This is a genomic window from Caulobacter sp. Root1472 (assembly GCF_001426985.1).
In the GTDB taxonomy this organism is placed as follows: Bacteria; Pseudomonadota; Alphaproteobacteria; order Caulobacterales; family Caulobacteraceae; genus Caulobacter; species Caulobacter rhizosphaerae.
In genome coordinates this window covers 72183-93840 of the sequence record NZ_LMFX01000008.1, presented here as the reverse complement: position 1 = coordinate 93840, position 21658 = coordinate 72183, and the positions used below count along the sequence as shown (strand labels likewise).

18 protein-coding genes are annotated in these 21658 nt (G+C 68.3%); 14 read left to right on the top strand and 4 right to left on the bottom strand.

The features are described 5' to 3' along the window. Positions 1-77 precede the first annotated feature (77 nt). The gene (locus ASD47_RS26570; RefSeq protein WP_156402155.1) at positions 78-230 is read left to right on the top strand and encodes a hypothetical protein; all 153 of its coding nucleotides are present in this window, start codon (positions 78-80) and stop codon (positions 228-230) included. Positions 231-256: 26 nt separating this feature from the next. Here ASD47_RS26570 and ASD47_RS07645 read toward each other — a convergent pair whose 3' ends face one another. Further along, positions 257-667 (bottom strand): TIGR01244 family sulfur transferase, encoded by a 411-nt coding sequence (locus tag ASD47_RS07645; protein WP_056753908.1) that lies wholly within the window; start codon positions 665-667, stop codon positions 257-259. Between the two features lie 612 nt (positions 668-1279). Between ASD47_RS07645 and ASD47_RS07640 the strand changes: the two genes are divergently transcribed. After that, entirely contained in the window at positions 1280-4486 is a 3207-nt protein-coding gene (locus ASD47_RS07640; protein ID WP_056753907.1) for a TonB-dependent receptor, read from the top strand. A gap of 754 nt (positions 4487-5240) precedes the next feature. On the opposite strand, the gene ASD47_RS07635 is transcribed toward ASD47_RS07640, so the two are convergent. Genes ASD47_RS07635 through ASD47_RS07625 form a run of 3 tightly spaced genes read right to left on the bottom strand, consistent with a single transcriptional unit; the run spans position 5241 to position 8479 of the window. Beyond that, on the bottom strand, positions 5241-6695 hold the full coding sequence (locus ASD47_RS07635) for an FGGY family carbohydrate kinase (protein WP_056753904.1): 1455 nt from the start codon (positions 6693-6695) through the stop codon (positions 5241-5243). Between the two features lie 3 nt (positions 6696-6698). Further along, positions 6699-7652, bottom strand: coding sequence for a transketolase family protein (locus tag ASD47_RS07630; protein WP_056753901.1), 954 nt, complete (start codon positions 7650-7652; stop codon positions 6699-6701). Next, on the bottom strand, positions 7649-8479 hold the full coding sequence (locus tag ASD47_RS07625) for a transketolase (RefSeq protein WP_056753898.1): 831 nt from the start codon (positions 8477-8479) through the stop codon (positions 7649-7651). Before ASD47_RS07625 ends, ASD47_RS07630 begins: the two co-directional genes overlap by 4 nt. Before the next feature lie 370 nt (positions 8480-8849). Here ASD47_RS07625 and ASD47_RS07620 point away from each other — a divergent pair, with 370 nt between their 5' ends. From ASD47_RS07620 to ASD47_RS07565, 12 genes are all read left to right on the top strand, one after another. Further along, positions 8850-9536, top strand: coding sequence for a DUF2291 family protein (locus ASD47_RS07620; protein WP_056753893.1), 687 nt, complete (start codon positions 8850-8852; stop codon positions 9534-9536). 3 nt (positions 9537-9539) lie between these two features. Next, the gene (locus ASD47_RS07615) at positions 9540-11069 is read left to right on the top strand and encodes a sugar ABC transporter ATP-binding protein (protein WP_056753890.1); all 1530 of its coding nucleotides are present in this window, start codon (positions 9540-9542) and stop codon (positions 11067-11069) included. After that, positions 11069-12118 carry an ABC transporter permease gene (locus tag ASD47_RS07610; protein WP_056753889.1) on the top strand — a complete coding sequence of 350 codons (1050 nt, stop codon included), beginning with the start codon at positions 11069-11071 and terminating at the stop codon, positions 12116-12118. Before ASD47_RS07615 ends, ASD47_RS07610 begins: the two co-directional genes overlap by 1 nt. Positions 12119-12158: 40 nt before the next feature. Further along, complete coding sequence (locus tag ASD47_RS07605; RefSeq protein ID WP_156402154.1) at positions 12159-13013, top strand: DeoR/GlpR family DNA-binding transcription regulator; 855 nt, start codon at positions 12159-12161, stop codon at positions 13011-13013. 17 nt (positions 13014-13030) lie between these two features. Further along, the gene (locus ASD47_RS07600) at positions 13031-13981 is read left to right on the top strand and encodes a D-ribose ABC transporter substrate-binding protein (protein ID WP_056753885.1); all 951 of its coding nucleotides are present in this window, start codon (positions 13031-13033) and stop codon (positions 13979-13981) included. 46 nt (positions 13982-14027) lie between these two features. Next, positions 14028-15008: a sugar phosphate isomerase/epimerase gene (locus tag ASD47_RS07595; RefSeq protein WP_056753882.1), complete on the top strand. Its 981-nt coding sequence runs from the start codon at positions 14028-14030 to the stop codon at positions 15006-15008. Positions 15009-15096: 88 nt separating this feature from the next. Next, the gene (locus ASD47_RS07590) at positions 15097-16533 is read left to right on the top strand and encodes a DUF1593 domain-containing protein (protein WP_056753879.1); all 1437 of its coding nucleotides are present in this window, start codon (positions 15097-15099) and stop codon (positions 16531-16533) included. A 152-nt stretch (positions 16534-16685) separates the two neighbouring features. Continuing rightward, entirely contained in the window at positions 16686-17417 is a 732-nt protein-coding gene (nanR, locus tag ASD47_RS07585) for a transcriptional regulator NanR (protein ID WP_200945240.1), read from the top strand. Positions 17418-17510: 93 nt separating this feature from the next. Further along, positions 17511-19301, top strand: a complete 1791-nt coding sequence (locus tag ASD47_RS07580; protein ID WP_082564516.1) for a thiamine pyrophosphate-binding protein — start codon at positions 17511-17513, stop codon at positions 19299-19301. After that, positions 19295-20059, top strand: coding sequence for an SDR family oxidoreductase (locus ASD47_RS07575; RefSeq protein ID WP_056753875.1), 765 nt, complete (start codon positions 19295-19297; stop codon positions 20057-20059). The genes ASD47_RS07580 and ASD47_RS07575 overlap by 7 nt, the downstream gene beginning before the upstream one ends. Then, the gene (locus ASD47_RS07570; protein ID WP_056753870.1) at positions 20056-20898 is read left to right on the top strand and encodes a sugar phosphate isomerase/epimerase; all 843 of its coding nucleotides are present in this window, start codon (positions 20056-20058) and stop codon (positions 20896-20898) included. Before ASD47_RS07575 ends, ASD47_RS07570 begins: the two co-directional genes overlap by 4 nt. Beyond that, positions 20895-21653, top strand: a complete 759-nt coding sequence (locus ASD47_RS07565) for an SDR family NAD(P)-dependent oxidoreductase (protein ID WP_056753867.1) — start codon at positions 20895-20897, stop codon at positions 21651-21653. Before ASD47_RS07570 ends, ASD47_RS07565 begins: the two co-directional genes overlap by 4 nt. Positions 21654-21658 lie beyond the last annotated feature (5 nt).

Sequence of the window (21658 nt, the reverse complement as noted above, 5' to 3'; positions counted from 1 at the left end):
TTCCTGGGAGGATGGCGGGGAGAAGCGCGGCGCCGGACTTGCGGTAAACGACCCGTTAATCTCCCGGAGTACGGATCATGACCGCCGACGCAGCGATTTTTGTCTCAAAACGGCTCCAGCGCCCGGCGTTCGCCATCCTGTGTCTCATCGCGGCCCAGTTCGTGCTGGCCAGCTGCGAGCCCGAGCCCTCGCCGATGGCGGCCCGGGTCGCCCTGAGCCACCGCTACTAGCGACCCGGCGGGCGCACGGCCCGCCCCTAGGCCCCAAGCACGCCCGACAGGTCGTAGCCGGCTTCCGCGCCCTGGCGCACCAGGGTCGCGCGGTCGGCCGCGCCCGAGGACGCCTGGCCCAGCGACCAGGTGACGATCGAGCGCGTGCCCGAACGGCAGAAGGCCAGGACCGGCCCTTCCGCGTCCTCGACCGCTCGCCGCACCGCCTCGACCTGGTCGGGAGTCGGTCCGCCGCGCACCGGAACATGCAGATAGTCCAGGCCCGCCGCGCGGGCCGCCGCCTCGATCTGGGCGCTGGACGGCTGGCCCGGCTCCTCGTCGTCGGGGCGGTTGTTGATCACCAGCACGAAGCCTTCGCCGGCGGCGCGGTCCAGGTCGTCGACCGCGATCTGGGGACTGACCGAAAGCGAGTCGGTTACGCGTCGGAATACGGTCATGGGTTTGGATCACTCGCGGAGGGCGGCATGGACGTCGCCGAAGCGACGGCCGCATCATCCCGACACTCGGGCGCCCATGCAACGGTCGGTCGCGGCAAAATGTGTCGGAAATTTGAGCGATGCGGCGGGAAAATCTCCCAAGCATCGTCAGTGTTCGGCATTCGATACCGTTACCGAAGCAGTTTCGAGGGGGCTTTTTCTCGAAAGTCAATCTCGCCCAGGGTATTTTGACCGCCGGGACACCTCTCCGCCCGACGCTTGCCGCCGCAAGGTCGCCATGGGTGGAATTTGCCTTTCAGCCCAACAGGATACGGGGGATGAGACCCGCGTTATCCGCCAGTTTGTGGAAGATCTGAGCGGTGTTCGTCGGAAATGAGGCGATCGTGTTGCGATAATGCGACAGCCTAAGGCGATGTTATTACGGATCGGTAATGGGAATTGACCGGCGCGCGGCGCGCCTCCTAACGTCCGTGCAACCGGGGAAATGTTTTCCGGGACACCTAAGTTCTCGTGGTGGAGTTGGGGCAAAAATTCCAGACAGGCCGAACGTAACGTCCCCGAAACGGGCGCGTGCGGGCGGTCGGGATGCTTCGCCATGCAAGAGGGGATACTATGAAGATGATTTCCACCAAGGGCGGCGCGCGCGCGCGTCTCTTGACGTCGACGCTGCTGGCCGGCCTGGCCACCGTCGCCGCGCCGCTGGCCCTGACCGCGGTCGCCACGGCGATCCCGACCCTGGCCAGCGCCCAGGACTACAGCTCCGGTTCGCTGATCGGCACCGTCAAGGATTCGGCCGGCGTCACCGTCCCGGACGCGACCGTCACGGTTAAGTCGCTCGACCAAGGCTTCACCCGCTCCGTCACCACCGACGGCAATGGCCAGTTCCGCGTTCCCCTGATCCCGATCGGCGGCTACTCGGTCTCGATCGCCAAGGAGGGCTACCAGCCGACCAGCGACGGCAACGTTCGCGTCGCCCTGGGCGGTTCGACCGCCTATTCGTTCACGCTGACGGAAGTCGGCGGTTCGGTCAGCGAAGTGGTCGTCACCGCCACCGCCAACCCGCAGTTGGACTTCGCCGCGACGACCAAGGGTCTGACGGTCGATATGGAGACCCTGACCAAGCAAGCGCCGATCGGCCGCTCGCTGACGGCGGTCGTCCAGCTGGCTCCCGGCGTCGTCGTCGGCAGCTCGGCGCGCGTCGGCACGGCCCCCAACGCCGCCAACTTCGGCGGCCAACCGTCGGTCGGCGGCGGTTCGGTCGCTGAAAACGCCTTCTACATCAACGGCCTGAACATCACCAACTTCGACAACTACATCGGCGCCGCGGAAGTGCCGTTCGACTTCTACAAGTCGATCGAAGTCAAGACCGGCGGCTATCCCGCCGAGTTCGGCCGCGCCACGGGCGGCGTCATCAACGCCGTCACCAAGTCGGGCTCGAACGACTTCAAGGTCGCCGTCCACGGCAACTTCGAACTGGACGGCCTGCACGAAGATTCGCCGGACACCTACATCATCGCGAATCACCAGGGCAAGCGGACGCGCAAGAGCGGCACGTTCGAAGTCAGCGGTCCGATCATCAAGGACCACCTGTTCTTCTACGTGCTGAACCAGCAGCGCGACGACACGGACGCCACGGCCTTCAAGACGACGGGCCAGTACGCCGTCGACAAGTCCAACGACCCGTTCTGGGGCGCCAAGCTGGACGCCTACATCACCGACCGTCAGCGCGTCGAACTGACCTATTTCGACACCCAGAAGACGATCGATCGCACCGCCTACGCCTACAACGCCGGCACCGACACCATCGGCGCTCAACTGCCGTCGACGGTTTATCGCCAAGGCGGCGTGAACTACGTGGCGCGCTATACCGGCACGTTCACCGACTGGTTCACCCTGTCGGCGGCCTATGGCCGCAACCGCGACTCCAACAGCGTCCTGCCGGGCAACACGGTCGACCCGCTGGTCCAGGAAGACTACACCACCGGTTCGCTGAACACGATCAGCGCTCAGAAGCAGGGCACGATCGAAACCCGTAAGACCCTGCGGGAATTCTACCGCGTGGACGGCGACTTCTACTTCAACCTGCTCGGCGACCACCACGTCCGCGTGGGCTACGACCACGAAAAGACGACGCTGAACCACGCCTCGATCGACACCGGTCCCGGCGGCAACGGTATCGCCTACATCTATCACCAAGGTTCGGCGAACGACACGTTCGAGGTCCCGACCGGCGTAAACTACGTCGAAATCTCGACGAACCGCTTCGGCGGCGCCCCGGTTCACGGCGTCAATGAAGCCTGGTACCTCCAGGACGCCTGGGATCTGACGCCGAACCTCAGCCTCCAGCTGGGTATCCGCCACGACAACTTCACGCTGGACAACCTGCTCGGCGAACAGGTCCTGAACCTGAAGGACAACTGGGGCCCGCGCTTTGGCGTGACCTGGGATCCGGTGGGCGAAGGCAAGGACAAGGTCTCGGCCTCGTTCGGCCGTTACTACATCCCGCCGGCGTCGAACCTCAGCTACCGCGGCGCCGACCTGGGCTACAGCACGTTCTTCTACGCTCCGGGCTACGTGGTTGGATCGGGTAACACCGCCGCCAACTTCACCCAGGCCGGGAACAACGTTCCGACCGCCCTCGGCGCGCAGATCACGACCACGACCAATCCGGGCCTGCCCGCTGGCACGCTGGTCGGCTGTCCGACCCAGAACATCATCGCCGGCACCGCCGGCGTGCCGGGTTGTACGGTTTCCTTCGGCCTCGGCGTCGCCGAGCCGGCCTATTCCAAGGCCGCCGTGGGCATCAAGGCTTCGCAGGAAGACGAATACACCATCGGCTACGAGCGCCAGATCAACGACCTGTGGAAGGGCGGGGTCAACCTGACCTACCGCAAGCTGAACCGCATCTCGGAGGACACCACGCTCGACCCGTTCGTCGTGAACTGGTGTAACCGCAACACCACCGGCGCTACGCTGGCGGCCTGTACGCTGGTTTACAACAACTCCTGGCAGTACATCGTGTTCAACCCGGGCGAAGATCTGACGATCAATCTGCGTCAGCCCAACCCGCTGATCCACGACGCGGCGACCATTGCGGCCCTGGCCTCGCTGCCGAAGACCCTGACCTTCACCAAGAGCGAGCTCAACTTCCCGAAGCCGAAGCGCGAATACATCGCGCTGGAGTTCACGTTCGAGCGTGCGTTCGACGGCAAGTGGGGCCTGAAGGGCTCGTACACCCTGTCGGAAAGCAAGGGTAACTACGAAGGCACCGTCCTGTCGGACAACAACCAAGCCGACGCGGGTTCGACCGTTCTGTATGACTTCGTTGGCCTGACCGACTACCAGTACGGCCTGCTGCCGAACCACCACGCGCACCAGTTCAAGGCTTTCGGCAGCTACGCCGTGACCGAGAACCTGATGTTCGGCATGAACGCCGCGGTGATTTCTCCGAAGCACCAAGGCTGCCTCGGCGTGCACCCGACCGACGGCCCCTCGGCCGGCTACGGCTCGGCGTCGCGCTGGTGCACGGACTTCGCCACGGGCCAGAAGCGGCCGGTGCCGCGTGGTTCGGCGCTCGAAACCGACTGGGTCACCAAGGTCGACCTGTCGGTCCGTTACACCGTTCCGGACAAGATCTTGCCCCTCGGCGGCAACCTGGTCCTGCGCGCGGACATCTTCAACCTGTTCAACCAGGATGGGGTGACTTCGTTCGAGGAGCGCGGCGAAACCAACACCGGTGGTCGTCGTTCGCAATACGGCCTGCCGATCGCCTACCAAGATCCGCGCTACGTGCGGTTCGGCTTCGACCTGGACTTCTAAGGTCAAGCACTCAGGCGAAAGCTGGAATGGCGGCGGGCTCCTCGGAGCCCGCCGTTTTTCTTTGGGCGTCGCCCTGATTTCGGGAAAGGAGATCTCGCAAGGGAACTCTATCCTCGGCGCATTGGGCAAAAGGTTGGGTTATTTCAATAGCTTGAACTTTCTCGACCCGATTTGATCCTCACCCCTTCAAACCACCCGTATCCTGATCTCACCTGAGAGTATGGGGAGGGCGCACGTACGGCGACCGATGCGGCTTTCAGGGGTGGACGAGCGGGAAGGCCCTGTCCGCCGTGTCTCCTCGGGGACGTCCGGGTCGGTTCGGAGCAGGTTCGCCTCAGTCGCGACGAAGCTTCGGCGCCCGGATAGGCGGATAAGGCCAGCAGGCCCGGGCTGAAATCGCCCGGGCGGTCCGGAGCACGCCAATGCTCCGCCCGTCGGGGGCCTATCGGAGCGGGTTAAAAATCCGCGACCCGAAGGCTTCCGGATAACGGCTCCACGCGAAGCGCTCGAACTTCGTCGAAACGGTACAACACATCAAAGCTCTTCCGGGCGAGGCCCGGGCGCTTCGCACCCTTCCCATCAGCTCAGCGGCTTTCCGCGTGAGATCACACCCACTTGCCCCCACCTGGCGGCTTCGCGGTCTGTCCGCCCCCAGGGGGGGCGGAGCCGCACGGCGCCAGGCTCAGCGCTCTTCCCCCTCTGGGGGAAGACGACCGCGAAGCGGTCCGTAGGGGGCAAGGGCCTGGGCCGCCAGCTAAAGCATCGCCCGCCGCAGGGCGTCTCGCCACCCCGCCAGGATATGCTCGCGGACCTGCGACGTCATGGCGGGCGTGAACACCCGATCCGCGCCGTCGCCCAGCGCCAGGTCGAACCCCAGGCCCCGGGCCGCCAGCCGGGCCGCGCCCAGGGCGCTGACCTCGGCGGTGTCGGGGCGGCGCACGGGGCGGTCGATCAGGTCGGCCAGGAACTGCATCAGCAGGTCGTTGCGCGCGGCGCCGCCGTCGACGTTCAGTTCGGGCAGGACGCCGCCGAGGTCGGCCTGCATGGCCATGAACACGTCGTGGATCTGCAGGGCGACGGCCTCCAGGGCCGCCCGCGCCAAGTGGGCCGGCGTGGAGCCCAGGCTCAGGCCGCTGACCAGGCCCCGGGCCGCGTCGTTCCAGTGCGGAGCGCCCAGGCCGGCCAGGGCCGGAACGACGCAAACGCCGCCGCTGTCGGGAACCGAGGCGGCCAGGGCGGTCAGGGCCGCCTCGTCCTCCAGGCCCAACAGCTGGCCCACGAAGGCGAACGCCTGGCCGGAGACCGAGATGTTGCCTTCCAGGGCGTGCAGGACGCGGGACGACCGGCTCCAGGCGATCGTGCTGGACAGGCCGTGGGCAGACCGGACGCGGGCCCCGGTGACCGTCATCAGCGACGAGCCGGTGCCGCAGGTGGCCTTGACCCTGCCCGGACTCTCCACGCCATGGCCGTAGAGGGCGGCGTGGGAATCGCCGAGGATCGCATGGATCGGCACGCCGGCCGGCAGGGTCGTGGCGCCCGCCGCCGTCTGGCCGAACAGGCTGTCCGAGGGGGCGATCTCGGGCAGGACCGTCAGCGGCACATCGAACAGCCGCGCCATTTCCGGATCCCAGGCCAGGGTCTGCAAGTTCATCAGCTGGGTGCGCGAGGCGTTGCTGTGGTCGGTGGCGTGGCGGCGGCCCCCGGTCAGCTTCCACAGCAGCCAGGCGTCGACCGTGCCGGCCTTGACCTCGCCGCGCCCGGCCCGCTCCCGGAGCGTCGGATCCTGGTCCAGCAGCCAGGCCAGCTTGCCGGCCGAGAACATCGGGTTGAGGGCCAGGCCGGTGCGGGCGACCACCTCGGCCTCATGGCCCTGGGCCTTCAGCGCCTCGCACCGGCTGGCCGAGCGACCGCATTGCCACAGGACGCACGGACCCAGGGGCTCGCCGCTGGCCGTGTCCCAGATCACGGCGGACTCGCGCTGGTTCGACAGGCCGATCCCGGCGACCGCGTGACCGGCGGCCACGACCTCGTCGATGACCGCCAGGACGCCGGCCCAGAGGCCGCGCGCCGACTGCTCGGCCCAGCCCGGACGGGGATAGGACGTCTCCATGGGGCGCGAGGCCCGCGCCAGGATCTCGCCGTCCGGCGCCACCAGCAGGGCCTTGGTGTTGCTCGTCCCCTGGTCGATGGCGAGGATCGCGCCCGCCATGCCCTAGCCGTGCCCGGCGAGCAGGCCGCGGGCCGCCTGGGCGATCCCGTCGGCCGTCAGTCCATGATGTTCCATCAGCCACTCCGCCGAACCGGTGGGCAGGAAGCCCGGAAAGCCCAGGATCCGCATCGGACAGGGAGCCCGGGTCGCGACCACCTCGGCGACGGCGCCGCCCAGGCCGCCGCGCACCGAGTGCTCCTCGACCGTGACGATCGCGCCGGTCGCGGCCGCCTCCAGGATGGCCGATTCATCCAGCGGCGTCAGGGTCGACAGATTGACCACCCGCGCCTCGATCCCGTCCCTGGCCAGGGCCTCGGCGGCGACGAGGGCGCGATGGACCATCACGCCGTTGGCGATCAGGGCCACGTCGTGGCCGGTCCGCAGGATCTCGGCCTTGCCGATCTCGAAGCGGGGCGTGGCCCGCTCAAGCGCCGGCGTCGGCATGCGGCTGATGCGGACGAATACGGGCCCGTCGAGGGCGGCCGCGGCCTTGATCGCCTCGGCCGTCTCCCAGGGGTCGGACGGCACGATCACGGTCAGGTTGGCCATCGGCCGCAGCCAGGCCAGGTCCTCGATCGAATGGTGGGTGGGTCCCAACTCGCCGTAGGCGACGCCGCTGGAGATGCCGCACAGCTTCACATTGGCCCGGGAATAGGCGATGTCGGCCTTGATCTGCTCCAGGGCCCGGGCGGTCAGGAAGCATGCGGCGCCGCTGACGAACGGGATCTTGCCGCCGTTGGCGAGACCCGCCCCGACGCCGACCAGGGTCTGTTCGGCGATGCCGACATTGATCAGGCGTTCGGGAAAGCGCGTCCTGAAACCGTTCAGCTTGCTGGAACCGACGCTGTCATTGACCACGGCCACGATCCGCGGGTCGCTTTCCGCCAAGGCCAGGAGGGTCTGGGCGTAGGCGTCGCGGCAGTCGAACAGGCCGGCGGTCGACGCGGCCTCGCTCATGCCGCCAGCTCCCGCAGCGCCTGGGCGTACTGGTCGGGGGTGGGGCAGCCATGATGCCAGCCCGCCTGGTTCTCCATGTACGAGACTCCCTTGCCCTTGATGGTCGCGGCGATCACGCACAGCGGCCTGGATCCGGGATGCTCCAGCGCAGCGAGCAGGGCGGCCGGATCGTGGCCGTCGACCTCGACGACGTCCCAGCCGAAGGCGCGCCACTTGTCGGCCAGGGGGGCGAGGGCGACGGTGTCCTCGGTGAGGGCGCCCTGCTGCAGCCGGTTGCGGTCGACGATCAGGGTCAGGTTGTCCAGCTTGCGGTGGCCGGCGGTCATGGCCGCTTCCCAGCAACTGCCCTCCTGCAGCTCCCCGTCGCCGGTCAGCACGAAGACCCGATAGTCGGCCGCGTCGATCTGGCCGGCGATGGCGATCCCCACGGCCACCGGAAGGCCGTGGCCCAGCGGACCGGTGCTGGTCTCGACACCGGGCAAGGCGGCGCGGCTGGGATGGCCGTTCAGCCGCGACAGCGGCTGAAGATAGGTCGAAAGCTCGGCCTGCGGGAAGAAGCCGGCGGCGGCCAGCACCGAATAGAAGGCGCCGGTGCAGTGGCCCTTGCTCATCACGAAGCGGTCGCGATCTGGCGCGTCCGGCCGGGCCGGGTCGTGGCGCAGGATATCGAAGTACAGCGCCGCCAGGATGTCGGCGGCGGAAAGGTCGCCGCCCGGATGCCCTTGCCCGGCGTCGAACGTCATCTTCAGGGCGCTGCGGCGGATCCAGTTGGCGCGTTCGGCCACGCGGGCGGCGCGGTTCTCCAGTCGCTGGCTTGCTTCGCTCATCCTCGACCTTCTCGCTGGGCGCCAAGGAGGTCGGTGCGCCGGACCGGAAGGATCCATTCGCCTGACGTTTTTGAGCCGCCCTCAAGCCCAAACTAGCCGTGGGGTCAACGATCGTGCAATGCGATTTATACGTAATATCTTCGAATTCTATCGTTTTAGCTCGGGCCAGCAATTCGGCGTAGCGAATGCCGCTTTGAGTGGAATGCCGGAAATAGCTGGGAAATATCGAGAAATGGCCAAAATATGAAACCAAGATCTTCAATGTGAGACGTGTGATTGACAGGAAAATCGCGCCGTGACACCGTTTGGCGTAAATTCGAAATTATTCGAAGGTAAGCGCTGCAATCGGCGCGGCGGGAGGGCTGGAGTCTTGGCGCAACGAGGCAAGGCAGCGCGCGACTCGATCGCCCGGCGCCGGGTCGGACTGGCGCTGGCGCTGGTCGGGTTGCCTGTTCTGGCCGGGTGCAAGGTCGTGCCCCTCGCCGTCGATCGCGCAGCCCGCGAACGCCTGGCGGGCGCCTTCGACCCCGGCCGCTATGTTGACGCCCTCTGGGACGCCCAGGCCGCGCCCTACTGGACCAAGATCGCCGCACCGCTTCCGGAACTGGCCGCCGCCATTGATCAAGATCTCGATGCGGCGGGCGCTCGCAACGGCCGCCGGGCCGGGGACGGCTCGCCCTGGACGTTCGTGGCCAAGGGGCGAGGCGTGGTCGCCGGCATCGACACCACGGCGCGGGCCGGTCGGGTGATCGTCGCCATGCCCGCCGCTCGTGGTCAGGCTCGCGACGTCCAGATCCAGGTCGGCCCGGTGGTGTCAGGCTCGACGCTGCGTGACAGCCTGCCGTTCGTCACCTTCAACGACTTCTCCAACCAGATCGCCTATGCCGAAGTTGGCGGCGCGATGTCCCGCCGTGCCGTCGTCCAGGCCCGCCCCGTCGCCCAGGGGCTGAAAGTCGGCGATCCCGTGGCCTTTGTCGGCGCTTTCGCCCTGTCCAAGGCCGATGATCCCATCGTGCTCACGCCCGTGCGCCTCGAGCGCGCCCCGGCGGAGCGTTGAACGGTGGCGGTGTTGCGGGCGGAGAAGATCAGCAAGGCCTATGGCGGCGTGGCCGCTCTGGACGGGGTCGACTTCGACGTCCACGCCGGCGCGGTCAACGTGCTGATCGGCGAGAATGGCGCTGGCAAGTCGACCTTGATGAAGATCCTGGCCGGGGTCGAGCAGCCGACGGCGGGGCGGCTGCTGCTGGACGGCGAGCCGGTGCGCTTTTCCTCGGTGCGCGAGGCCGTCGCGGCCGGCGTCGGGATCGTGTTCCAGGAATTGAACCTTTGTCCCAACCTGACGGTGACGCAGAACATCTTCCTCGGCCGCGACCTGACCACGACGCCGGGCGTTCTGGACCACGCCGGCGAACGGGCGCGCGCTCGCGCCGTCCTGTCGCGCCTGGCCCACGCCATCGACCCCGACGCCTTGGTCGGCGACCTGCGGGTCGGCGAGCAGCAGATCGTCGAGATCGCCAAGGCCCTGGTCGACGACGCTCGGGTGCTGATCCTGGATGAACCGACCTCGGCGCTGAGCGCCGCCGAGGTTGAGGTGTTGTTCGGTGTGATCGGGGAGCTGAAGCAGGCCGGCGTGGCGGTGATCTACATCTCGCACCGGCTGGAAGAGCTGATGCGCATCGGCGACCACGTCACGGTGCTGCGCGACGGGCGACTTCAGGCCTCCAGGCCCGCGTCGGAAGCGTCGGTGAGCTGGATCGTCGAGCAGATGCTGGGCGACAAGAGTCGTGACCGGCCCCGTCGTTCGGGCCCTTCCGCCGGTCAGGTGGTGTTGGCGGTCGAGGGGCTGCGGGTTCCGCGTCCGGGTGGCGGCTGGCTGGTGGACGGGGTCACGACGCGCGTCCGGGCCGGCGAGGTGACCGCGCTCTACGGCTTGCTGGGTGCGGGGCGCACGGAGCTGCTGGAAGGCCTGTGCGGCGCTCGACCAGCCCAGGGTTCGATCGTGCTGGCCGGCGAGGACATCTCGGGCCTGAGCCTGGCCGACCGCTGCGCGCGGCGTCTGCGCTTCGCGCCGGAGGACCGCCAGCGCGACGCGCTGTTTCACAATCTTTCGGTGGGCGGCAATCTGGGGCTCTCCAGCCTGTGGGCCTTCGCGCGGCGCGGCGTGATCGGCGGTCCGCGTGAACGCTCGGCGATCGACGCCATGATGGCCCGGCTGGGCGTCAAAGCCGTCTCGGCCGGGGCGCCGATCGGGACGTTGTCCGGAGGCAACCAGCAGAAGGTGGTGATCGGGCGCTGCCTGATGACCGCGCCCCTGGTGCTGCTGCTGGACGAACCCAGCCGCGGGGTCGACGTCGGGGCGCGGGGCGAATTGTTCGAGACCATGCGAGGTCTGGCGGAACAGGGTCTGGCCGTGGTGTTCGCCACGTCCGACCTGGTGGAGGCCCGCGCCGTCGCCGACCGGGTGCTGGTGATGGCCGGCGGCCGGCTGACGGCCGATCTGCCGATTGATCAGGCCGACGAAGCGGCCCTGGTCGCGGCGTCGAACGGCGTAGGGGATCCCTCGTCCAGGTCCATGGAGCTCGCGGGTTGATGGCGACCGAGATTTCCGCCGTCCAGGCTCCCGTCGTCCCGCAAACCCGCGGCGTCCCGGCTTTGCTGCTGAAGCTGCGGGCGCTGATCGCCCTGGCGGTGGTGGTCGCCTTCTTCTCCGTCGCGGCGCCAAACTTCCTGTCGGCGTCCAACTTCCTGATCATGTTCAAGCATATCGCCATCACGGCGATCCTGGCGATCGGCATGACCTACGTGATCCTGACCGGCGGCATCGACCTGTCGGTGGGGTCGATCGCGGGGCTGGGCGGCATGGCGGCCGGGACCTTGATCCTGAATGGCGTAACGCTGCAGCCGCTGGGCGTGGTGGTTTATCCGGGCGTGCCGTTGGTGATCGCGATCGTGCTGCTGCTGGGCGGTTTCGCCGGCTTCCTCAATGGCGTGCTGGTGGCCCGGTTTCGCGTCGCGCCGTTCATCGCCACCCTGGGCATGCTGTACGTGGCGCGGGGCGCGGCCCTGCTGCTATCGGACGGCGCGACCTTCCCCAACCTGGTCGGCCGGACCGGCCTGGGTAACGAAGGCTTTCCGTGGCTGGGATCGGCCAGCGTGCTGGGCCTGCCGGTGACCGTGCTGCTGCTGGCGGCCCTGGCCCTGCTGGCCGGCTTCGTGGCGCGCGATACGCCGTTCGGCCGCTGGGTCTACGCCGTGGGCGGCAACGAGCGCGCCGCCTTGCTGTCGGGCGTGCGCGTCGACCGGGTGAAGATCGCGGTCTATGTGATCTCCGGCGTCTGCGCGGCCCTGGTCGGGATGATCGTCGCCTCAGAGCTGGTGGCGGCTCATCCCGCCAGCGGCGAGACTTTCGAACTCAGCGCCATCGCGGCCGTCGTCCTGGGCGGGGCGTCGCTGTCGGGCGGTCGGGGAAGCGTGGGTGGCGCATTGATCGGCGCCTGCGTGATCGGGGTGCTGGGCGACGGCCTGGTGATGATGGGCGTCAGCGAGTTCTGGCAGATGGTCATCAAGGGGCTTGTGATTATCGCCGCGGTCGTGCTCGACCAGCTCCAAGGGCGTCTGACGGCCGCGGGGAGGACCTGACATGGTCGCCGGCGTCGCCCCGCGAAGGAGCAAGAAAGCCATGGCCAAGTCTGGCCCCAAGGGACCAAGGACGTCCGTTCCGCCGCCCGCCGAGAAGTCGGCCCGGCAGCGCGCCATCGAGGCCGGGGCCGGTCTGCTGGCCGAACCGCGCCGGATGAGAATCCTGGAGTGGCTGCAGGAGGAGGGCAGCGCCCGGGTGCGCGACCTTTCCGACGCCTTTTCGGTGTCGGAAGCCACCATCCGCCAGGACCTGGAACGGCTGGAAAGCGAGGGCCAGATCACGCGCGAGCATGGCGGCGCCTATCTGCGTTCCGTGCCTCAGCAGGTGCGGGCCATGGCGCTGCAGCACATGGTCAACATGGACGCCAAGCGGCGGATCGGCCGGCTGGCCGCCTCGCTCGTCAGCGACGGTGAGACCATCATCCTGGACTCCGGCTCGACCACCACCGAGGTGGCGATGAACTTGCTGGAACGGCAGAACCTCAACGTCGTCACCAACGCCCTGAACATCGCCCTGGCCCTGGGGGCTTTGCCCTCGTGCTCGGTGCATATGCCGGGCGGCCAATTCAAGGCGCCGACCCTGTCGCTGAGCGGCGAGCGGTCGGCGGCGTTCTTCGAGGGGCTCTATGCCGAAAAGGCCTTCCTGGCGACGGCCGCCGTCTCGTTCGAGGCGGGGCTGACCTATCCGTCCCTGGCCGACCTCCATGTGAAGCGGGCGATGATCGCCGCGGCCTCCCAGGTCTACCTGGTGGCCGATTCCACCAAGATCGGCCGCACCTCGTTCTCGTCGCTGGGCGGGGTCGAGATCGTCCACACCCTGATCACCGACCAGGCCATCCGCGACGAGGATCGTCGCGCCTTCGAGGCGCGCGGCATCCACGTCCTGCTCGCCTGACGAGGAGCGTCCGCCGCATGAAGCGCAGCCACCTGATCGCCGCCATCGCCGCCGTAGTCGCGGTCGTGCTGGCGGTCGCCTGGCTGGCGCCCAACGGACGGTCGAACCTTATCGTCATCATCACCCCCTCGATGGACAATCCGTTCTTCGGCCAGGAGGCTCACGGCGCGGAGGCGCGGGCCAAGGCCCTCGGCTACCAGACCCTGAAGTTCTCGCACGACGACGACGCCTTCAAGCAGAGCCAGTTGGTCGACACGGCCATCGCCCGCAACGCCGGGGCGATCATCCTGGACAACGCCGGCGCCGACGCCAGCGCGGCGGCGGTGGCCAAGGCCAAGGCGGCGGGCGTGCCGGTGTTCCTGATCGACCGCGAGATCAACACCCGCGGCCTGGCCACCGCCCAGATCGTTTCCAACAACTACCAGGGCGCGGCCCTGGGAGCCGAGGCTTTCGTTCAGGCCATGGGTGAGAAGGGCGCCTATGTCGAGCTGGTCGGCAAGGAGTCCGACACCAACGCCATGATCCGCTCCAAGGGTTTCCACGAGGTCATCGACCAGTATCCGGACTTGAAGCTGATCAGCCGCCAGACCGCCAACTGGAGCCAGTCGGAGGCTTTCGCCAAGACCCAGTCGATCCTGCAAGCCCATCCCGAGGTGAAGGGCGTGATCGCCGGCAACGACACCATGGCCCTGGGGGCAGTGGCGGCGCTGGAAAGCGTTGGGCGCTCCGACGTCGTGGTGGTCGGCTTCGACGGCTCCAACGACGCCCGCGACGCCATCCGCGCTGGCAAGCTGCACGCCACGGTGCTGCAGCCCGCCTACCGCCAGGCCCAGTACGCTGTGGAACTGGCCGATCGCTACCTGAAGACCGGCAAGACCGGCCAGCCCGAGAAGCAGTTGATGGACTGCTTCCTGATCACCTCGGCCAACGCCGCCGATCTCGACAATTTCAATCTCGTCCGCCGCTAGCCGCCTCGGCGCTGGCGCGGCGGGTCCAGTCTGGAGTAACGCGATCATGAGCAAGCCAAGGTTCGGGGCCGGCATCTGGCACTTCGCCACCTACGTCGACCGCTACGCCACAGACGGCTACGGTCCGCCGGTCAGCCTAATCGAGGCGATCGACAAGGCCGGGCAGGTGGGCGAGCTGTCGGTGGTCGACCTGAACTACCCGTTCGTCGATCCCAAGCTCAGCCTGGACGCGGTCGAGGTCGCGCTGAAGCGCAACAATCTGGGGGTCATCGGGATCACCCCCGAGATCTACACCCGCGAGTTCGCCAAGGGGGCCTTCACCAATCCCGATCCCGGCGTGCGCCGCCGGGCCAACGAACTGATCAACGACGCGGCCAATGTCGTGCGCCGGTTCGGGGCCGACTATGTCAAGCTGTGGCCGGGCCAGGACGGCTGGGATTATCCGTTCCAGGTCGATCATCACAAGCTGTGGCGGATGTCGATGGACGGCGTCGGCGAGCTGGCCAGCCAGAACCCCGACCTGAAGTTCGTCATCGAGTACAAGCCGCGCGAGCCCCGCGTGCACATGAGCTACGATTCGGTGGCCCGCACCCTGCTGGGCATCGAGAAGATCGGCCTGCCCAACATCGGCATCCTGCTCGACTTCGGCCACTCGCTGTACGGCGGCGAGTCGCCGGCGGACGCCGCCCAACTGGCCATCGACCACGGCCGGCTGTTCGGCATGGACGTCAACGACAACATGCGCGGCTGGGACGACGACATGGTGGCCGGCACGGTCCACCCGATCGAGCTGTTCGAGTTCTTCCACGTGCTGCGTAAAAACAAGTGGGACGGCGTCTGGCAGCTGGACCAGTTCCCCTTCCGAGAGGACAGCGTCACGGCGGCCCGCATGGCCATCGACTTCCTCAAGGTGATCGACCGGGCGCTGGACAAGCTGGATTTCGAGGCCCTGCAGGCCGCCCAGGACCGGCAGGACGCCCTGGAGGCCCTGCGCCTGGCCCAGGCCGCGCTGTACTCGTCCTACTGACGATGCGCCGGCGACTCCTGGGCGGGTGTCCAGGGCGTTCGCCTCGACGCTCGAACCGCCGCATGACCGTTCTCCTGGAAACCCGCCGATGACCCGCTCCCTTTCACTTCTGACGGCCGCTGCGGCGATGGTCCTGCTGGGTCTCGGCGCCGTTTCGACCCAGGCTGCGCCCGCCCGGAAGGCCGCCGCGCCGGCTCCGGCGCCCGCCGCGCCCAAGAGCCGGGTGATGATGCTCACCGATATCGGCGGCGATCCCGACGACCAGGAATCGATGGTCCGCTTCCTGCTCTACGCCAACGAATTCGATGTCGAGGGCCTGCTGGCGGTCAGTTCGCGGCACCTGCGCACCGGCGTCCAGCCCGAACAGATCCGCGCTCGCGTGGCCGCCTATGGTCAAGTGCTGCCGAACCTGCGGGCCCAGTCGAGGGACTATCCCGACACCCAGTTCCTGATGGACCGGATCAAGGCCGGCAGCAGCGCGTTCGGCATGGCCGGGGTCGGCGAAGGCAAGGATACGGAAGCCTCGCGCTGGATCATCACGGTGGTCGACAAGCCCGATCCGCGTCCGGTCTATCTGTCGCTATGGGGCGGCGCGGTCGACTTGGCGCAGGCGCTGTGGACCGTCCGCAACACCCGCTCCGCGGCCGAGACCGCGGCCTTCGTCAGCAAGCTGCGCGTCTATTCGATCTCCGACCAGGATAACGCCGGCGGCTGGATCCGCCGCTACTTTCCGGACCTGTTCTGGATCACCAGCATCCACGCCCATCGTCATTACAACCTGTCGACCTGGGGCGGCATGTCCGGCGACCGGTTCTATTATTTCGACGGTCCCGACTTTGGCCTGGTGTCGCGGGAGTGGGCTCGGGAGAACGTCCGCAAGGGACCGCTGGGGGCGCTGTATCCGCTGCCCGAATTCATCATGGAAGGCGATACGCCCAGCTTCCTCTACCTGATCCCCAACGGCCTGGGCTCGCCCGAACATCCCGATTACGGTAGCTGGGGCGGCCGTTACGGCAAGGTGTCGGAATGGGACGGACTTTGGGCCGACACCAGCGACTTCGTGGTTGACGCCCAGGGCAAGCCGCACCAGGACAACAAGGCCACGATCTGGCGCTGGCGCGAGGCCTACCAGAACGATTTCGCCGCCCGCATCCAGTGGACGCTGCAGGAGTCGTACAAGGGCGCGAACCACAATCCGCAACTGGTGCTGAACGGCGTGGGCGGCCGCGAGGCGGTCGAGATCGTCGCCAAGCCCGGCGAGCGGGTCGAGCTGAACGCCGAAGGCTCGCGTGATCCTGACGGCGACAAGGTCGTCTACAGCTGGTGGCAGTACCGGGAATCCGAGGCGCTGAACCGCTCGCCCGAACTGGCGCTTCAGCGCGGGGACCCGATGCACACGCGCTTCACCGTTCCGCAAGTCAGCGAACGCACCCGCTTTCACGTAATTCTCGAGGCCAAGGACGCCGGAACACCGGCGCTCTACGCCTATCGGCGAGCGATCATCACCGTGGAGCCCAAGACATGAGCGCCCGGCTCAGCCGCAGCCTTCGCCTCTCGCGCGGGGTGGAGCGGCGCCTGACGCGGGCGAGGCGTGGGGAGGCTGGCGCGTGGGGTGTTCGCGCGCCCTTTAGGGCGCGCGGCCATGTCCAAATCCACGATCTGGACTTCGAGCCCGCCTTGCTCCAGTTTCCGGACATGGCGCTTCGCAAGTCAAACGAAGGGCTGGTCGCCGCGCCGATCGTCAAGCGCAAGCTGTCCGACCATGTCCTCGACCGCCTCAAGGCGATGATCACCTCGGGAGAGTATCCTCCGGGGCATGCCTTGCCATCGGAACGCGAGCTGATGGCCAGCTACGGCGTCGGCCGACCGGCGATCCGCGAGGCCATGCAGGCCCTGGCCAATATGGGGCTGATCACCATCAAGCACGGCGAGCGGGCCCGGGTGCGGCCGCTGTCGGCCAAGGCCGCGGTCGGCCAGATCGACCTCGTCGCCCAGTTGATGCTGTCGGCTTCGCCGACCATGCTGGAGAATCTCAAGGACGCCCGCCGGTTCTTCGAACGCGGCATGGTCCGGGAGGCGGCCCAGAAAGCCGATTCGGCCGACATTGAGGAGCTCGGCCAGCTGGTCGAGGAGCAGGCGGCTGTTGTCGGTGACGCCGAGGCCTTCATCGCCGCCGACCGGCGCTTCCACGGCAAGATCGCCGCCATCTCGCGCAACGCCATCTTCGACGCGGTCTCCGAGGCCATGCTGGGGTGGCTGCGCGATCACCAGGTCGAGCCCAGCGCGACAATCGCCCAAAGGCGCCTGGCGCTTCAGGCGCACGCCGCGATCGTCAACAGCATCAAGGCCCGCGATCCGGACGGCGCCGAAGCGGCGCTTCTGCGCTATCTCGATCAATCGGACGCCTAGGGCGTTTACGATCGAAGTCTTCCGCTTTGAAACGGCGACCTTGATCGCGCCGCCGTCCGCCGCCTATGCAGGTGTTTTCGGCTTGGTTGCATCATGAGTCCTTCTCGTCCCCCGATCCGGCCAGCGGCCGAGCGTAATATCGCTTCGTATGCGGTGGACCTGGCCGCGGCGCTGGGCGTCCGCGCAGCCTTTACCCTGACGGGCGGGATGGCCATGTACTTGAACCGGGCGGTCTCGACCCATCCCGGACTGACCGCTGTCTACAACCAGCATGAGCAGGCCTGCGCCGGCGCGGCTGAAGGCTACGCCAAGGCGACCGACTATCGGGTCGCCGGTCTGGCGGTGGTCACGGCGGGGCCGGGCGTGACCAACACCATCACCAGCCTGTGCTCGGCCTATGGCGACAGCGCCCCGGTCATCGTCCTGGCCGGCCAGGTCAAGACGGCCGACATCGACAGCTTCGGCACGCGCACCCACGGCGCCCAGGAAGTCCGTTCCCGCGACTTGGTCAGCCCCTGCGTCAAGCGCTTCGTCCGCGTCACTGCGGAAGGCTTTCGCGATGAACTGGTCGAGACCTTCGCCGAGGCCTTCACCGGCCGGCCGGGACCGGTGTTCGTCGAACTGCCGCTCGACGTCCAGAACCTGGTGATCGACTATGTGGCCGAAGATGTACTGGCGGCCGCCCAGGCGGTACGCGACCGGATCGCCGGCGACGCCGACCCGTCCGACGCCGCCTCGCTGGCCGAAGCCCTGACCTGGCTGCTGGGCGGCCGCCGGCCGCTGGTTTATGTCGGCAATGGCTGCCGCGTGGCCGGGGTCGGCCAAGTGGTGCGCGCCTTCCTGGAGGCGCACGGCGTTCCGGCGGTGTTCTCTTGGCTGTCGGCCGATCAGTTGCCCGCGCACCATCCGCTGAACTTTGGCGCGCCGGGCGGCCTGGCGCCGCTTTCGGCCAACCAGATCCTCTACCAGGCCGACCGCGTGTTGTTCCTGGGCGCGCGGCTGGACCTGGGCACCACGGCCTTTCAACGTCACGACTTCGGAGCCCAGGCCGAGCGGCTGATGGTCGACGTCGACGCCGGCGAACTGGCCAAGTTCGTGGGCCTGCCCGATACCCACGCGCTGAAGGCCGACCTGTCCGCCCTTCCGGCCGCCGTCCAGGCCACCTCGGCGGCGGCCAGCGCCATGGCCGCCGACTGGCGCGCCTGGTGCGAGGCCCGCCGCGCCGAATATCTGGCTGACGAGCGCCAGCGCCTGACCGTCGATAGCCTCAACGTCTTCGGCGTGGCTCAGCGACTGTCGGCCTGGTCGGCGGGCAAGGTGTTCGTGCCCACCGGCTCGGGCTCGGCGATCGAAGCCTTCATCCGCTTTTTCGCTCCGGGCGAGGACAGCCGCTGCTTCTTCGGCGCCTCGCTGGGCGCCATGGGCTTGGGCCTGCCGCAAGCGATCGGCGCGGCCTTCGCCACCGACCGTCGGGTGGTCTGTGTCGAGGCCGATGGCGGGCTGATGCTCAACATCCAGGAACTGGCGACCCTGAGCCACTACGCGCCAAAGGGCTTCGTACTCTTCGTCCTGAACAACGACGGCTACACCTCGATCCACGCGTCGCAGAACCGCCACTTCGGCGCGGTGGGCGGGGCGGGCCGCGAGTCCGGCGTGTTCATTCCCGACTATGGCCAGGTCGCCCCGGCCTTCGGCCTGCGCTACGCCCGTGTCGACAGCCTGGCCGCCCTGGACGCCCTGCTGCCGGCCCTCGACGCCGAGGCCGCGCCGATCTTCGTGGACCTGATCATCGATCGCGCCGAATCTCGGGGCCCGACGGTCAAGACGGTGATCTCGCCCGACGGCAAGCTGTCCTCGACGCCGCTGTCCGACATCCAATGGTAGGCCCCACGCTGGCCCGGCTGTTCTCGCTGGAGGGCAAGGTCGCCCTGGTGACCGGCGCGTCGCGGGGCATCGGCGCGGCCTTGGCCGACGGCCTCGCCGGCGCCGGCGCCCGCGTTGTCGGCGTGGCGCGCTCGCCGGCGCCGCGCGATCCGTTTCGCCAGCCGGTCCGCTATGTGTCAGCCGACGTGGCCGCGGGGCTGGATGCGCTGGTCGCCGGGATCGTCGCCGAGCACGGTCGCATCGACGTGCTGGTCAACGCCGCCGGGGTCAGCGTTTCGGCCGCGCCGGATCAGGCCCTCGCCGCGTTCGACACGACGCTGGACGTCAATCTCCGCGCCGCCTACGCCGCCTGCCTGGCGGTGGCGCCGCACATGGCGGCCCAAGGCGAAGAGGGGGGCGGATCCATCGTCAACGTCACCAGCATCAACAGCCTCGTCGGCTTTCCCGGCAACCCGGGCTATGTGGCGGCCAAGGGCGGCTTGCGGCTGCTGACCAAGGCCCTGGCGGTCGATCTGGGGCCGCGCGGCATCCGGGTCAACGCGCTCGCCCCCGGCTATATCCACACCGACATGACCGCCGCCAGCTTCGCCGATCCCGAACGCCACGCCGCCCGCGCCCGCCACACCTGCCTGGGTCGCTGGGGCGAGGTCGAGGACCTGGTGGGGGCGGCGATCTTCCTGGCGTCGGACGCGTCGCGCTACATGACCGGGCAGGACCTGGTGATCGACGGCGGCTGGACCGCCAAGGGGCTGACATGAGCGACCGGGCCCGCCGCATCGGCTTCATGCAAGGTCGGCTGTCGCCGCAGATCGACGGCAAGATCCAGGCCTTTCCCTGGCCCTATTGGCGTGACGAGTTCCCGCTGGCCCGGGACTTGGGCTTCGCGCGGCTGGAGTGGACGCTGGATCACGACGATCTGGCCGCCAATCCGCTGATGACCGCCGAAGGCCAGGCCGAGATCATCGCCCTGTCGACCGCCCACGGCGTCGCCGTCTCGTCGATCACGGGCGACTGCTTCATGCAGGCGCCGTTCTGGAAGGCTGCGGGCGCTGCCCGGACGGCGCTGGTCGAGGAGATGGCGCGCGTGATCCGGGCTGGCGCGGCGGTCGGCGCCTCGGTCGTGGTCGTGCCGCTGGTCGACAATGGCTCGGTGGCGACGCCGGCCGAGGAAGCGGCCCTGGCCGAGGGCTTGGCCCAACTGACGCCGTTGCTGCGTGAACTGGGCGTACGGATCGCCTTCGAATGCGACTATCCGCCAGCCCGCTTGGCGCAGTTCATCGCGGGCTTTCCCGCCGACGCCTTCGGGATCAATTTCGACATCGGCAACAGCGCCAGCCTGGGTTGGGCGCCGGCCGAGGAAATTCCGCTGCTCGCGCCCCGGCTGATCAATGTGCACGTCAAGGACCGGGTGCTGGGCGGCACGACCGTGGCCCTGGGCGAGGGCGACGCCGACCTGCCGGCGGTCTTCAGGCTGCTGGACGAGGTCGGCTACGACGGCTTTCTCATCCTGCAGACCGCCCGGGCCGCCGACGGGGACCACCTGGGCGCGGCGCGGACCTATCGCGATCTCGTCCTGAGCCTGGCGGTGGGGTCATGAAGCTGCGGCTCGACGGCAAGGTCGCCCTGGTCGGCGGCGCCAGTCGCGGCATCGGCCTGGCCATCGCCAAGACTCTGGCCGCGGAGGGCTGCACGGTGGTCCTGTCAGCCCGGGGGCAGGAGGGTCTCGATGCGGCCGTGATCGAGGTCGGGCGCGCAGCCTGGGGCCACGCCGCCGATCTCTCCGACCCGGAGGATTGCGAGCGCCTGGTCGCCGCCGTCCAGGCCCGGCTGGGGCGGCTGGACGTCCTTGTCGCCAACGCCGGCTCCGGAGCCTCCGTGGCGCCGGGTTGCGAAACGCCGGACGAATGGCGGCGGGTGATGGAACTGAACCTGTTCACGGCCACCAACCTGATCGGCGCGGCGAGGCCCCTGCTGGCGCGAGAGGGCGGCGGGGCGATCGTCTGCGTTTCGTCGATCTGCGGTCGCGAGGCGCTCGGCGCACCCGTGACCTATTCCGCCGCCAAAGCCGCGCTGGACGCCACTATCAACGGCCTGTCGCGTCCGTTCGCCGCCGAAGGGATCCGCATCAACGGCGTCGCGCCGGGCAACATCCTGTTTCCAGGCGGGACCTGGGACCGCAAGTCGGCTGAAAATCTCGAAGCGGTCGCGGCCATGCTGGCCCGCGACGTGCCGCAGGGCGTTCTAGGCCGGCCCGAAGACGTAGCCGACGCGGTGGCCTTTCTGGCCTCGCCACGCGCCGGCTTCGTCACGGGCGCTGTGCTGGTGGTCGATGGCGGCCAAACGCGGACGTGAGGAGC

What these genes read in the sequence shown, in the direction of transcription:
- ASD47_RS26570 (WP_156402155.1), top strand. Translation starts at nt 78, where the DNA reads ATGACCGCCGACGCAGCGATTTTTGTCTCAAAACGGCTCCAGCGCCCG.
- ASD47_RS07645 (WP_056753908.1), bottom strand. Translation starts at nt 667, where the DNA reads ATGACCGTATTCCGACGCGTAACCGACTCGCTTTCGGTCAGTCCCCAG.
- ASD47_RS07640 (WP_056753907.1), top strand. Translation starts at nt 1,280, where the DNA reads ATGAAGATGATTTCCACCAAGGGCGGCGCGCGCGCGCGTCTCTTGACG.
- ASD47_RS07635 (WP_056753904.1), bottom strand. Translation starts at nt 6,695, where the DNA reads ATGGCGGGCGCGATCCTCGCCATCGACCAGGGGACGAGCAACACCAAG.
- ASD47_RS07630 (WP_056753901.1), bottom strand. Translation starts at nt 7,652, where the DNA reads ATGAGCGAGGCCGCGTCGACCGCCGGCCTGTTCGACTGCCGCGACGCC.
- ASD47_RS07625 (WP_056753898.1), bottom strand. Translation starts at nt 8,479, where the DNA reads ATGAGCGAAGCAAGCCAGCGACTGGAGAACCGCGCCGCCCGCGTGGCC.
- ASD47_RS07610 (WP_056753889.1), top strand. Translation starts at nt 11,069, where the DNA reads ATGGCGACCGAGATTTCCGCCGTCCAGGCTCCCGTCGTCCCGCAAACC.
- ASD47_RS07605 (WP_156402154.1), top strand. Translation starts at nt 12,159, where the DNA reads ATGGCCAAGTCTGGCCCCAAGGGACCAAGGACGTCCGTTCCGCCGCCC.
- ASD47_RS07600 (WP_056753885.1), top strand. Translation starts at nt 13,031, where the DNA reads ATGAAGCGCAGCCACCTGATCGCCGCCATCGCCGCCGTAGTCGCGGTC.
- ASD47_RS07595 (WP_056753882.1), top strand. Translation starts at nt 14,028, where the DNA reads ATGAGCAAGCCAAGGTTCGGGGCCGGCATCTGGCACTTCGCCACCTAC.
- ASD47_RS07590 (WP_056753879.1), top strand. Translation starts at nt 15,097, where the DNA reads ATGACCCGCTCCCTTTCACTTCTGACGGCCGCTGCGGCGATGGTCCTG.
- ASD47_RS07580 (WP_082564516.1), top strand. Translation starts at nt 17,511, where the DNA reads ATGAGTCCTTCTCGTCCCCCGATCCGGCCAGCGGCCGAGCGTAATATC.
- ASD47_RS07575 (WP_056753875.1), top strand. Translation starts at nt 19,295, where the DNA reads ATGGTAGGCCCCACGCTGGCCCGGCTGTTCTCGCTGGAGGGCAAGGTC.
- ASD47_RS07570 (WP_056753870.1), top strand. Translation starts at nt 20,056, where the DNA reads ATGAGCGACCGGGCCCGCCGCATCGGCTTCATGCAAGGTCGGCTGTCG.
- ASD47_RS07565 (WP_056753867.1), top strand. Translation starts at nt 20,895, where the DNA reads ATGAAGCTGCGGCTCGACGGCAAGGTCGCCCTGGTCGGCGGCGCCAGT.